Here is a 12,922-nt window from a genome sequence, read left to right as displayed (position 1 = left end):
TTGCCTTGTTGATCTTTCCGGCGAGGACGGAGACTGTCGGGTTGTCTGCGCGGCTCTGCCCGAAAGTCCCCATCTGCCCCCTTGCGGTATGCAATCGCATACAATAATGTCGCAGCCAGCTGCTTTGCCCTTGATCGACAGGCGATCCGGTGGCATCGCCACGCCAGACAGACGACCCCCACATGTCCGGATGAAGGGAGGCTTCCATGCCCATTACCGTCGGCCACGATACCGCCAAGACGCGCCGCACGCTCAAGGCTGGCTCCAAGAGCTATGCCTATTACTCGATTTCCGCCGCCTCGGAGGCCGGTTTGGGCGATTTCTCGCGCCTGCCTGCCGCGCTCAAGGTCGTGCTGGAAAACATGCTGCGCTACGAGGATGGCAAGACGGTCAGTGTCGATGACATCAAGGCCTTTGCCGAATGGGCGCAAAAGGGCGGGCAGAACCCGCGCGAGATCGCCTATCGACCCGCGCGCGTTTTGATGCAGGATTTCACCGGCGTTCCGGCGGTCGTGGACCTTGCCGCGATGCGCGACGGGATCAAGGCGCTGGGCGGCGATCCGCAGCGCATCAACCCGCTGGCCCCCGTCGATCTGGTGATCGACCATTCGGTCATGATCGACGAATTCGGCAATGCGCGGGCGTTTCAGGCCAACGTCGACCGGGAATACGAGCGCAACATGGAGCGCTACACCTTCCTGAAATGGGGTCAGTCGGCCTTCGACAATTTCCGCGTCGTGCCCCCCGGCACCGGCATCTGCCACCAGGTGAACCTCGAATACCTGTCCAAGACCGTCTGGTCGGACAAGGATCAGTCGGGTGAGCTGGTCGCATACCCCGACACGCTGGTCGGCACCGACAGCCACACCACCATGGTCAATGGCGCGGCCGTTCTGGGCTGGGGCGTGGGCGGTATCGAGGCCGAGGCCGCGATGCTGGGCCAGCCGATTTCCATGCTGATCCCCGAGGTGATCGGTTTCGAGCTGACCGGCCAGATGGTCGAGGGCACGACGGGCACCGATCTGGTGCTGAAGGTCGTGGAAATGCTGCGCCAGAAGGGCGTGGTGAACAAATTCGTGGAATTCTACGGCGAGGGTCTGGACCGTCTGCCGCTGGCCGACCGCGCGACCATCGCCAACATGGCGCCCGAATATGGTGCCACCTGCGGCTTCTTCCCGATCGACAACGAGACGCTGCGCTACCTGCGCAACACGGGCCGCGACGAGGATACGCTCGCACTGGTCGAAGCCTATGCCAAGGAAAACGGCTTCTGGCGTGGTGCGGATTACGCGCCGGTCTATACCGACACTCTGCATCTGGACATGACGAGCATCGTGCCCGCGATCTCGGGCCCCAAGCGTCCGCAGGATTACGTGCCGCTGTCCAATGCCAAGACGGCCTTTGCCAAGGAAATGGCCGAGACCTTCAAGCGTCCGATGAACAAAGAGGTTCCGGTCGAGGGCGAAGATTACACCTTGGAATCGGGCAAGGTCGTGATCGCGGCGATCACGTCCTGCACCAATACCTCGAATCCTTACGTGATGATCGGCGCGGGTCTGGTCGCGCAGAAAGCCAATGCGCTGGGTCTGACGCGCAAGCCCTGGGTCAAGACATCGCTCGCGCCGGGGTCTCAGGTCGTGTCCGCCTATCTGGAGGCGGCTGGCCTTCAGGATGATCTGGATGCGCTGGGCTTCAACCTTGTCGGCTATGGCTGCACCACCTGCATCGGCAATTCGGGCCCGCTTCAGCCCGAGATTTCCAAGGCCATCACCGAGGGCGATCTGGTCGCCACCGCCGTCCTGTCGGGCAACCGCAACTTCGAGGGCCGGATCAGCCCCGACGTGCGCGCCAACTATCTGGCAAGCCCGCCCTTGGTCGTGGCCTATGCGATCGCCGGCACGATGGACATCGACATCGTCAATGATCCGATCGCGCAGACGCCGGATGGCAAGGATGTCTACCTGAAGGACATCTGGCCCACCACGGCGGAAGTGGCCGAGACGGTCGAGCGCACCGTGACGCGCGAGGCGTTCCAGACCAAATACGCCGATGTCTTCAAGGGCGACGAGAAGTGGCAGGACGTGGAGGTTCCCCAGCAGGAAGTCTACAACTGGCCGGCCACCTCGACCTACATCCAGAACCCGCCCTATTTCCGGGGGATGGGCGCGCAGCCGGGCACGATCTCGAACATCGAGGGGGCCAAGGTGCTGGCGATCCTGGGCGACATGATCACCACCGACCACATCAGCCCGGCGGGTTCGTTCAAGGAGACGACGCCCGCGGGCAAATACCTGACCGAGCGGCAGGTGTCGCCGCGCGAGTTCAACAGCTACGGGGCGCGGCGCGGCAATCACGAGGTGATGATGCGCGGCACCTTCGCCAATATCCGCATCAAGAACGAGATGCTGGACGGGGTCGAGGGGGGCTACACCCTTGGGCCGGACGGGCAGCAGACCTCGATCTTCGACGCGGCGATGGCGTGGCAGGAACAGGGCGTGCCGCTGGTGATCTTCGGCGGTGAGCAATATGGCGCGGGGTCGAGCCGCGACTGGGCGGCCAAGGGCACGGCGCTGTTGGGGGTCAAGGCGGTGATCGCCGAGAGCTTCGAGCGCATCCACCGGTCGAACCTTGTGGGCATGGGGGTCATTCCCTTCGAGTTCACCGGGGGCGATACGCGCAAGTCGCTGGGCCTGAAGGGGGACGAGACGGTCGATATCCACGGGCTGGATGCCGTCACGCCGCTGATGGAGACGAAGGCCACGATCACCTATGGCGATGGCACGACGAAGGAGATCACGCTCAAGTGCCGGATCGATACGGCCATCGAGATCGAATACATCGAGCATGGCGGCGTGCTGCACTACGTGCTGCGCGATCTGGCCAAGGCACCTGTCGCGGCGGAGTGAGGCCGAGACGATTGGGATGGGAAAGGGCGCCTTCGGGCGCCCTTTTCATTTGGGGGCTTGCTCCGTGGTGGTCGCGCCGACGCCCGGTATCCCATGATCGCCCACGCCCGAGGGGATCAGGGTTTGCAGGTGCGGCGGTCCTTGTCTAAGGTTTCCGTTCCCAAGATTAACGAGTGATGAGTTACCATGCCCACGACCTATCGTTTCAACGTCCAAGTCGGTGCTTCCGGTGAAACCTCGGCAGGCGCATTAAGCAGTTTGACCATAACGGCCGTGGTGGATGACGTCACGATTTCGCCGGGTGATCAGGTCACGATCAGCGGATTGAACTCGAACGTGAGTTCTGTCAGCGGCATTCCGAACGGGGGAACGGCCACCTACGTCGGCATGACAACCTTTGCGGGCTTGCCCTGTTACATTTTCACGGTGGACGGGCTTTTGACCAATCCCGATACGCTCCTCGGCTTGGCCAATGACGTGAGCTATTCCACGGCGGAACGAGAACTGAAGGCGTTCGCAAATGACACGGATTCGCGAACTTTGTCAGACGCTCCGGCCTGTTTTCTGTCGGGGACAGCGATTGGCGTGCCCGGCGGAGTGCGGGCGGTTGAAAGCCTGAGGCCGGGCGACCCCGTCCTGACAGCGGATGGCCGTGTCGTCGCCGTGCGCTTCAATTTGCGCCAGATCGTATCCACCCTGTTCGGTCCGGCGGAACGTGTCAGCCCGATCAGGGTGCGCGCAGGCGCGTTGGGTCAGGGGGTGCCTGACCGCGATCTGGTGGTGACGGCCGATCATGCGCTGATGGTCGCGGGCGTTTTGGTGAATGCCGGTGCGCTGGTGAACGGGGCAGGGATCGACCGGGTTCCCGTGGCCGAACTGGGCGCGACCTATGTCGTGCATCACATCGAGACCGAGGGCCATGACATCATCCTCGCCGAGGGCGTGCCGGCCGAGACCTATATCGATTATGCCGGGCGGCGGGTGTTCGACAATTACGCGGAATATGTCGCGCTTTTGGGGGAGGAGCGGGAGATCATCGAGAATCCCGCGCCCCGCGTGACCTCGGCCAGGATGTTGCCGCCTGCGATCCGGGCGCGGTTGGGGATCGTGCGGGCAGCGTGATCGCTCAGGGCTGCGGCGGGTCTTCCGCGAAGGCGACATCGACGATGCGCGCCTGACCCGTCGCCCATTGCCAGAGCTGGCGGGGGGCCTGGTTCACCTCGTTCAACCCGCGCCGGAGCGTGCGGAGGCGTTTTTTCCAACCCTTGGGGCGGATCGCCTTGCCCAGCGGGGCGATGTCGCTCTCGTAGGCATAGGCGCGTTGGGTGGCCATGGCGGGCACCACGATGGCGGGCGCCAGCGCGCGGCGGATGGGGGAGACCGTGTCGTTGAAGAGGAAATGGTCGATCGGCACGCGGTAGCGGCCCCGGTGCGACAGGGCGAGCCGCGCGCCCTCCCGGCTGAGGATGTAGGCGCCGCCGCCGACATGGCGCGAGCGCATCGGGTGGAGCGCGCGGCCCGACGGCGTCTGGCCGATTTCGGGGGCGAGCAGGAGGCGCGAGGTGCCTGCGTTGAATTTCTCGAGCTTGACGGCGTTGCAGTTGGGCGGGATCCAGTCGTCCGAGGCCAGCGTTGCAGCGATATCTTGCGACAGAAAGATGTCGTCTTCCAGAAACAGGGCGTGGCAGGCATCGGTGCCGAGGAAGGTGGCCCAAGCCATCGTATGGCTGATCGTGCAGGCGCGGTCGCCAAGGCCCAGTTGGCCGAGCGGACCGTGGGCGTGGATAACTCGTGCGATCTCGGCCTCGGGGACGGAGGCGGCGTCACAGGCGGATTGGCGAATGAAGTTGACGCCGCGATCCGCCAGATGTGCCGCGATCCGCGCCAGCCGGTCGGGGCGGCGGTCGAGGTTGATCACGTAAACGGGGATCTGTGCGGTCATGCGCGGGTCAGCCATCGCCAAGGTGCCGGGTCCGGGATACTTGTCACGAAAGCTTGCAGCGCCACAAGGCACGAGGTAGCCGGACAGGGAAGCAAGGGAGCGGGCGAATTGGCGGACTGGCCTGTCTACGTGATCAACATGGATGCCAACCAGACCCGGTTGGCGCGCGTGGCCGAGGAACTGGGCCGCGCGGGCGTCGCGTGGGAACGGTTGCCAGCGGTGAATGGCCGGGCCCTGAGTGCCGAGGAAACCGCGCGGGTTTACGACGCGGCGGCCAATGCGCGGCGCGCGCGGCATGATCTGGTTGCGCCCGAGATCGGGTGTTACCTGAGCCATGTGCGGGCGGCGGAATGGCTGCGCGATGGCGGGGCCGAGGCGGCGGTGATCCTTGAGGATGACATGCGGGTCACGGGCGATCTGGCCGGCGTGATCGCGGGGTTGCAAGCCGATCTGGCGGCGCGGCCGGGGGCGTGGGATCTGGTGAAGCTTTTCTCCTTCAAGCCCGTGGCCTTGAGTGCTGTGCATGAGATCGGGCTGGGGGTATCGGTGGGGCGGCCCGACCGGGTGCCGTCGACGACGCTGGGCTATGTGCTGACGCGAGCGGGGGCGGAGAAGATATTGGCGCGCGTGCCGCCGATCTTTCGGCCCGTGGACGAGGATCACAAGCATTTCTGGGAATTTGGTCTGAAGGTCGCGATGATCGCGCCCCAGCCCATAGCCATTGGCGAACAGGAAACGCCCGAGGGCACGGTGGGCGAGAGCCGGAAGAAGATGGGCAAGCGCGACGGGGCGCTGCGCCGTGTCTGGCGGACGATACGCTATCAGGCGAATTACCGGCTGCGGCTGGCGCTGTCGAGGGGGCGGTGATCGGGGATGGTGAGCCGCATCTTTCACGTCATGATGGGACGCGACGGTGGCACGGAGCGGTTTTTCCTGCGGCTCACCCAAGGGTTTCACGAGGCGGGAATTGCGCAGGAATTCGCGGTGAGACCCGGGCAGGTCTGGTTGCCGGAACTGGAGCAGCGGGGCAGGGTGCATCAGGGCACCTATCTGCGGCGCGATCCGGTGTCGTTGATCCGGCTTTGGGCGCTGCGGCGGCGGATGGCGCAGTTCGATCCCGATGTGATCATGGGCTGGCGCGGGCCGACCGCACGGCTGATCCCCGCATGGGGGCGGGTCAAATTGGTGCGGCTGGGGGATTTCCCGTTTCACGTCCGGCATTTCGGGCATCTGGACACGGTGGTGGCCAATACGCCCGATATCGTCGATCACATCCGGGGCCAGGGCTGGCAGGGGCGGGCGGAGGTGATTTCGAATTTTCCGCCGCCGCCCAAGACCGGCGGGCAAGCGCCGCCCGCGATCCGCGACAGGCCGAGGCCTAAGGGCGGGCGCGTTGCCGCCGTGGGGCGGTTCGTCTGGATCAAGGGGTTCGACACGCTGATCCGCGCCATGGTCGATGCGCCGGAGGCCGAATTGTGGCTCATCGGGGATGGGCCGAAAGAGGCGGAGTTGCGCCAGTTGGCCGAGGATCTGGGCGTGGCCGGGCGTGTCGTCTTTGCCGGATGGCAGACCGATATCATCCCCGTCTTGCAGGCCTGTGACATGCTGGCGATGCCGAGCCGGGACGAGGCGCTGGGCAATGTCATACTCGAGGCCTGGGCGGCGGGGTTGCCAGTTGTCGCCACGCGGAGCCAGGGGCCGATGTGGTATGGCGTGGACGGGGGCAACATGATGCTTGTCGATATCGAGGATGCGCCCGCCATGGGGGCAGCCATCGCGCGGCTGGGGGCTGATCCGGGATTGCGCGCGCGGCTGGCCGAGGCCGGGGCGCGGACGTTGACGGAGCGGTTTTCCAAGGAGGCGGTATTGGCGCGTTACCTGAGCCTTTTCGACGAGATCGCCAAGGACAAGAGCGGGGGCAGGGGATGAGCGCGAAACGCATCTTGCACATGCATTTCGGCAAGGATGGCGGGGCCGAGCGGTTTTTCGTCAACCTTGTCCAGGCCTTTGGCGAGGCGGGGATGGAGCAGCGGTTCGTCACGCGACCCGGGCGGATGTGGCATGCCGAGATCGCGGAGCTGGGCCCGATCCTTGAAAGCAATTACCGGCGCATTTCGCCCATGAGCCTCCTGTTGACGTGGCGGGTGCGGCGGATGGTGCGCGACTGGAAACCCGATGTGATCATGGCGTGGATGTCGCGGTCATCGCGCCTTGTTCCCGATGCGCCGGGGGCGGTGAAGCTGACGCGGCTGGGGGATTATCCCCGCCATCTGAAGAATTTCCGCAACAACGACCTGATCGTGGCCAATACGCCGGGCATCGCGCAGGCGTGCCGTGATCTGGGATGGCAAAAGCCCGTGCCGGTCGTGTCGAATTTCGCCCGCCAGGTGGAGATCGAGCCCGTGCGCCGCGCCGATCACGGCACGCCGGAGGATGCCTTTGTCATCGCGGGATCGGGGCGGTTCGTGGGGCGCAAGGGCTTTGACACGTTGATCCGGGCCGCGGCCCTGGTGCCCGGTGCCTGGCTCTGGCTTGCCGGTGCGGGCGAGCGGGAGGCGGAATTGCGCGCGCTGGCCGCAGAATTGGGGATCGCCGAGCGGACGAGGTTTTTCGGCTGGGTGGAGGAGCCGACGCATATCGTGGCCTCGGCCGATGTCTATGTCATGCCGTCGCGCCATGAGCCTTTGGGCAACGTGATCTTGGAGGCGTGGCACGCGCGGGTGCCGGTCGTCTCGACCCGGTCGGAGGGGCCGAGCTGGTTCGCGACCGAGGGGCAGGACGCGCTTTTGGTCGAGATCGACGATGCGGCGGGAATGGCTGCGGCGATCACGCGGGTGCGCGAGGAGGCGGGATTGGCGGAACTGCTGGTCGCGGGCGGGGCCGAGACGCTGGAGGCGAAATTCACCAAACCGCAGGTGCTCGCGCAATACATGCGGATTTTCGATGGCGAATTCTGAGGGCGGGATGCGGGCGCTGATCATCAACATGGCCTCTGCCACGGAGCGGATGGGGTTCATGGAAGCGCAGATGGCGGCGCTGGGCATGGAGTGGGAGCGGGTCGAGGCGGTGACGCCTGCCACCTTGCAACCGTCCGAGGGTGATCCGGTCTGGCACCGTTGGCAGCGGCCGATGCGGGTGACGGAAATGGCGCTCTGCGCCTCGCATATGGTGGCATGGGAGCGGGTCGCGTCCTTGGGCGCGCCCTGTCTGGTGCTGGAGGATGATGCGGTTCTGGCAGCGAGCTTACCGGCCTTTCTGGAGGCGGTGGTGGGATTGGCAGGGGTCGAGCACATCAGCCTCGAGGCGCGGGGGCGCAAGAAGTTGATGGGACGGCGGCTGCATGATGGGGCACCGATCCGGAGGCTTTACCAGGATCGGACGGGATCGGCGGCCTATGTGGTCTGGCCCGCGGGGGCGGCGAAGCTATTGGAGCATGCACGCCGTGCGGGGGCACCGTCGGATGCGCTGATCTCCTCGACCTATGGGATGGCGAGCTGGCAGGCCGATCCGGCGTTGTCGGTGCAGCTGGATCACTGCGAGGTTTATGGCGTGCCGCAGGCGATCCCGACGAAATCCCTGATCGACGTGGTGAAAAAGCCGCCCCTTGCGGCGCGATCGGCAGGCGCGCGGTTTGGCTACCGGGCGCGGCGGGTCATGGCGCAGCTGCGCATGGGGTGGCGGCAGATCCAGTTCGCGCTCGTAGCCGAGCGGCGGTCTGTTGGTGTGGCCGAGGCTTGGGTCGAGCCCCGTGGGCTTGAAGCTGTGGGGCGTGGCTAGTAGCTAACGGGTTCGCCATGCCGGGGATGCGCGACGGAAAGCGGAGACTGGCATCTTGTCCGACAGGCAAGACAGCATAACGGCGGATTGGTATCTCGTTCAGCTCAAGCCCAACGGCTTGAACCGGGCGGTGATCAATCTGGAGCGGCAGGGTTTTATGCCCTTTGTCCCCCGCGAGCGGCGGTCGGTGCGGCGGGCAGGCAAGTTCGTGACCGTCGATGCGCCGGTTTTTCCCGGTTATGTCTTTGCCGCGCTTAACCCAGAGGATCGCGGCTGGCGGGTGATCAATTCGACCTATGGCGTGGCAAGGATCGTCAGTTTCGGGGGGCGGCCCGTGCCCTTGCCCAAGGGTTTGGTCGAGGAAATGGCCAAGCGCTACGCCCTGACGGGCGAGGCCCCGCCACCCTTTGACGTGGGCGAGGAGGTGATCCTGCGCGAGGGGCCTTTCGTCGATTTCCTGGCCAAGGTGGAGGCGGTCGATCCGCAGCACCGGGTGCATCTGTTGATCGATTTCATGGGCCGCCAGTCGCGCATCGAGGTGAGTGCAGAGAAGCTTGCCAAGGGCTGAGGGCGAAGTTCAGCGGATCGCGTAATAGGCGCGGCCGATCATTTCCCGGGTGAAGAGGGAGATGTCGTCAAGGGCCGCAGCGCTGGGGATGACATCCATGAAAGTCATGGCGTCATAGTCTTGTCGGTAGTCGACGGCGATGGGGCGGGGATCAAGGCCTTGGCTGCGAAAAACCTGCAGCGCGCGGGGCATGTGGAAGGCCGAGGTCACAAGGCCGATCCGCGCGCCGTTGTGTAGCATTTCGGCGATGGCCTGCGCCTCCTCGGCCGTGTTTTGGGCCGGGGTGGTGAGGAGGATGTTTTCGGGGTCGATGCCGTGGGCAAGGGCGATGTCGCGCAGTACCTCCCCCTCGGGGCGGCCGGTGGACCAAGGAAGCTGGCCACGGGTGAGGATGAGGGTGTCTGCTTGGCCTGATGCGAGCAGGTTTAGCCCGGCCGCGAACCGGTCCACGGCCTCGCCGAATTCATAGATCAGGGTGCCATCCTCGGTCACGACTGCGCGGATCATCCCGCTGAGCACGACCACATGATCGAGAGGTTCGATTGTGGCGAGCGGTTTCGGCGGAAAATCGCGTTCGAGATAGGCGATCGCTCGGTTGGCGAGGATGGGGTTCGTCGTCATGAGGAAGAGGAAGAAGGTGAGAAGTTTCACCGCGCGGGAGCGGGTGAGGAGGGAGAGAAGTGTGAGGAGCATGAGCGCCATGATCGGGCTGGCGAGCGCGGGTAGGAGTTTGTGCAGGTAGATCATGGGCGGGGGTCCGGGGGAGGGGGCGTCTAGGGGGGTATGTCTTGGGTTGGCGGTTTTGTCGATGTGGGGGTGGGTGGATAGCTGGTGCTTCTGGACATTTGCCAAAAGCGGCGCGGATTGTTCAGCAAACTACTGATGTTTGCTGAACGTCTTCGGTTTGTCGCGCAGGTGGGCGGAAGGGGAAACAGTTTGGTGGAATGGGGCCGCTACATCTGAAAATTTAGGCAGAAACTCGATGTGTAAAAGCTTAAATATATGATTTGAATTTATAAATTGGCTTCGTTCTAAAATTTTTGATCTGACGCAGCCAGGAAGTGAAGGAGAGCCTTGCGTCTGGTTGCATGTGCCTGAGCAAGGTACCGCGTCTGCTGGTTGAATTGTAGTTTGAACATCCGTCTGGATCGATGGTTGCATTTCAGAAGGAAGGTTAGGGCCTCCTTCATCCAGGCCTCCTCCTTGTTTCTGCTGCGGTGTCGCGGCATCGCTTCGGCCATGCGTTCAGCTTCCGATGCGTGGTCCCTGTCGATGACCTGAAGCGTCGACCGATCCTCAAGGATCCGGTCTAGCCGTGCCTCAGCGACAGCCAAGGCAACTGCCGCCCTCCCGACTTCCGTTTGCAGTGATGATACGACGTCTGCATCGGGATCAGAGAGGATGCGCCTGAGGTGTTCCAGCGTCGCGGATGGGCAAGGGGCCGTGTTGTAGCCGTGACGCAGTGCGTTGTCCCTCGAACGGCGCTTGCCTGCTGCCGTCTTTGGGCCAGTGCTTTTCTGCGCATTTTTCAGGTTGGAAATCGCTTTCCTTGACGATGTCGGCGCCCGAGGCTGAAGGGATGGCACACTATGCCTCCCCAAGATCGACGGAGGCAGCATCGATGACTTCCGCATCCTCGATGGGGCGGCGCGCGGCGCGCTGTTTCAGGGCGTCATAGTCGCGCAGAAGAGATCGCCGCCGCGCCTCCAGTTTTGCGACACTCGCGTCGTGGTAGGCGTGCGTTTCGATGTTGAGGGCATACGCCCTTGCGACGATCTGGTGCATCTCCTGGGGGTCGATTGGCGGGAGGTCCTGGCCGTCTGCGTCCTCCTCTTGGGCTTGCAACCTTTTTTGCACTGCCCTCTCTTCGAAGGTGCGGGAGGACGATGCGAGGTGGCTGACGCTCAGCCGCCTGTGGCGGGACATTTCCAAATCGCAAAGCACGATCAGCTCGATCTGCCGCGCCTCTAGATAAGTCGACGGCTTCAGCTCTGCGACGAGGGCCGCGTAGATCGACTTTACATGCGCCAGGTCTTCGTCGGGGGCGATAAAGGATCTGAAGTTCGGCTTAGGCAATTTTTCCGACATCGTGTGGCCTCCGCACGTAAGATGACAACATGTAGAGGCAGCTCTGGTCGTTCGGATTCATTGCGCCTCTGTTATGTGTACACCATCGGCGGGCAGTTCTCCAAATCATACCTGGAGCGCGGAAGCTGGGGCGCCGCTCGGGTTTTGCCTATGTCATGATGGCAATGGGCCGTTCTCGCATGCCGTCACAGGGCGGGATGTCGGGCGGCCTATCGTTAAGGGCAGTCGTCGCGTGAATTTGTGGCGCCGGACCAGTTTGCAGGACTTTGGGCGGAGGGGTGGCTGCCGCGGTTTGACCCACGGTCAGACTGTCGGCGATTTGGGTGGGCCGATGCGAATGCCTGGCCGGTCGTCGGGCGAGCCGATGAACTCAATGCCAGCGGTCTCGAGCGTTACAATCACGCACTCCAAATTCCCGCTGCGGCTCGCAGGCACACCTATTTGATCTTCATATCGAATGAGGGTCCGAAGTGAGATGCCACTTTCTTGAGCAAGTTTTTCCAACGACCATCCGATCGCATTACGCGCTGCGCGCAGTTGAGAAGAGGTTGCAATCTTTGTCATAGTGTCATAATTTGTGTCACATGAGATGTGAAATTGATCACCCTTGGAAAGTCCACCTTCTCCGCCTCGAAGGTGCCTACGCCCCATCGACGATCCGAGGGTATTATGACGATGTGAAGTGTTTTGTCGATTGGTGTGCCGCCCAAGGTCTTGAGAGCTTTCCATCCAAAGTCGAAACAGTCTGCCGGTTCGTCGAGGAGCAAGGGCTCCGCCTCGTTCCAACGACAGTGCGCCGCCGCCTTGTTGCCATCGGCAAGGTGCACCGCCTCATGGGCATGTTTGATCCGACGCGCGACGAGGAGGTGAGGCTATCCTTGCGCCGGGTCATTCGGTCTCGAAAGAAGCCACCTCAGCAGGCGAGAGGGATTTCGCGGGCGCAGTTGCGCGACGTTCTAGCTGCGCAGCCCGACACGCCTTGGGGCATCCGTGACAGCGCCATCCTCGCGCTGGGTTTCGAGATGCTTGCGAGGAGGTCGGAGTTGGTGGCCTTGCGGGACGACGACTTGGACTGGCGACCGGACGGTACGCTGCGCTTAACGATCCGTCGTAGCAAGACGGATCAGGCCGGTCTGGGTCGTTACGTCTTCACATCAAGGGATACAGCGCGCGTTGTGCGTTGTTGGGTTGATTGGAGGGGGGCGGACTTCGAGTTCCTCTTCTGCCCGATCTATCAGGGACAAGCAGTCCGTCGTGACTTGAATTCAGTCACCGTTCGCCGCGCTATCCAAAAGGGCGCGGCAAGGGCAGGCCTTGAGTTTAGCGGCGAGTTCAGGGGGCACTCGCTAAGAGTAGGCGCTGCTCAGGAGCTGCTGTGTGCGGGCCATGACACAGTTGCGATCATGCGCGCTGGGGGTTGGAAGTCTGTTGCAACCTTGGCAAGATACTTGGAATACGCGGAGCACAATGTCTGGGAGCATGAGGCTTATCCGCCTAGGCTCTCAATGAGGCCTTGAACGTGACTGGCTCGGTGAGTGCTGCTCACGTGTGATCATTCGCCCACAGTACTGGTGTCTCCTCTACCTGACTTCAAAATCGGCTCTGCGCTTTGAGGCCGTGTGCGGTAGCTGCTGTCCGTCG

General features: G+C 63.4%; 12 protein-coding genes. 8 read left to right on the top strand and 4 right to left on the bottom strand.

Annotation, left to right across the window (positions count from 1 at the left end; translation table 11 throughout):
- Positions 1 to 206 precede the first annotated feature (206 nt).
- Together acnA and QQK63_RS03315 are read left to right on the top strand one after the other, a co-directional pair.
- Positions 207 to 2,906 carry an aconitate hydratase AcnA gene (gene acnA / locus QQK63_RS03320; RefSeq protein WP_277827574.1) on the top strand — a complete coding sequence of 900 codons (2,700 nt, stop codon included), beginning with the start codon at positions 207 to 209 and terminating at the stop codon, positions 2,904 to 2,906.
- A gap of 186 nt (positions 2,907 to 3,092) precedes the next feature.
- Entirely contained in the window at positions 3,093 to 4,028 is a 936-nt protein-coding gene (locus QQK63_RS03315) for a Hint domain-containing protein (RefSeq protein WP_277827576.1), read from the top strand.
- Between the two features lie 4 nt (positions 4,029 to 4,032).
- Here the strand turns inward: QQK63_RS03315 and QQK63_RS03310 are convergent, their stop codons facing one another.
- A complete protein-coding gene (locus tag QQK63_RS03310; RefSeq protein WP_277827578.1) occupies positions 4,033 to 4,848 on the bottom strand; it encodes a glycosyltransferase family 25 protein in 816 nt (271 codons plus the stop codon).
- A 108-nt stretch (positions 4,849 to 4,956) separates the two neighbouring features.
- Between QQK63_RS03310 and QQK63_RS03305 the strand changes: the two genes are divergently transcribed.
- From QQK63_RS03305 to nusG, 5 genes are read left to right on the top strand one after another with little or no spacing between them, the layout of a single operon-like run.
- Complete coding sequence (locus QQK63_RS03305; protein ID WP_277827580.1) at positions 4,957 to 5,715, top strand: glycosyltransferase family 25 protein; 759 nt, start codon at positions 4,957 to 4,959, stop codon at positions 5,713 to 5,715.
- A gap of 6 nt (positions 5,716 to 5,721) precedes the next feature.
- Positions 5,722 to 6,777 carry a glycosyltransferase gene (locus QQK63_RS03300; protein WP_277827582.1) on the top strand — a complete coding sequence of 352 codons (1,056 nt, stop codon included), beginning with the start codon at positions 5,722 to 5,724 and terminating at the stop codon, positions 6,775 to 6,777.
- On the top strand, positions 6,774 to 7,805 hold the full coding sequence (locus tag QQK63_RS03295) for a glycosyltransferase (RefSeq protein ID WP_277827584.1): 1,032 nt from the start codon (positions 6,774 to 6,776) through the stop codon (positions 7,803 to 7,805). Before QQK63_RS03300 ends, QQK63_RS03295 begins: the two co-directional genes overlap by 4 nt.
- Positions 7,792 to 8,625, top strand: coding sequence for a glycosyltransferase family 25 protein (locus QQK63_RS03290; protein ID WP_277827586.1), 834 nt, complete (start codon positions 7,792 to 7,794; stop codon positions 8,623 to 8,625). The genes QQK63_RS03295 and QQK63_RS03290 overlap by 14 nt, the downstream gene beginning before the upstream one ends.
- 55 nt (positions 8,626 to 8,680) lie before the next feature.
- Positions 8,681 to 9,193 carry a transcription termination/antitermination protein NusG gene (nusG, locus tag QQK63_RS03285; RefSeq protein WP_277827588.1) on the top strand — a complete coding sequence of 171 codons (513 nt, stop codon included), beginning with the start codon at positions 8,681 to 8,683 and terminating at the stop codon, positions 9,191 to 9,193.
- Between the two features lie 9 nt (positions 9,194 to 9,202).
- Here nusG and QQK63_RS03280 read toward each other — a convergent pair whose 3' ends face one another.
- The 3 genes from QQK63_RS03280 to QQK63_RS17730 form a co-directional block, all read right to left on the bottom strand.
- Entirely contained in the window at positions 9,203 to 9,940 is a 738-nt protein-coding gene (locus QQK63_RS03280) for a YdcF family protein (RefSeq protein ID WP_277827590.1), read from the bottom strand.
- An 840-nt stretch (positions 9,941 to 10,780) separates the two neighbouring features.
- The gene (locus tag QQK63_RS03275; RefSeq protein WP_277827592.1) at positions 10,781 to 11,281 is read right to left on the bottom strand and encodes a hypothetical protein; all 501 of its coding nucleotides are present in this window, start codon (positions 11,279 to 11,281) and stop codon (positions 10,781 to 10,783) included.
- Between the two features lie 303 nt (positions 11,282 to 11,584).
- Complete coding sequence (locus tag QQK63_RS17730) at positions 11,585 to 11,845, bottom strand: helix-turn-helix domain-containing protein (RefSeq protein ID WP_377134215.1); 261 nt, start codon at positions 11,843 to 11,845, stop codon at positions 11,585 to 11,587.
- A gap of 20 nt (positions 11,846 to 11,865) precedes the next feature.
- Between QQK63_RS17730 and QQK63_RS17725 the strand changes: the two genes are divergently transcribed.
- Positions 11,866 to 12,798: a tyrosine-type recombinase/integrase gene (locus QQK63_RS17725; protein ID WP_377134212.1), complete on the top strand. Its 933-nt coding sequence runs from the start codon at positions 11,866 to 11,868 to the stop codon at positions 12,796 to 12,798.
- Positions 12,799 to 12,922: the final 124 nt, after the last annotated feature.

Origin of the sequence: Roseicyclus marinus (assembly GCF_030163795.1) — a bacterium.
GTDB lineage: Bacteria > Pseudomonadota > Alphaproteobacteria > Rhodobacterales > Rhodobacteraceae > Roseicyclus > Roseicyclus marinus.
This window is presented reverse-complemented; position numbering and strand designations above follow the sequence as displayed.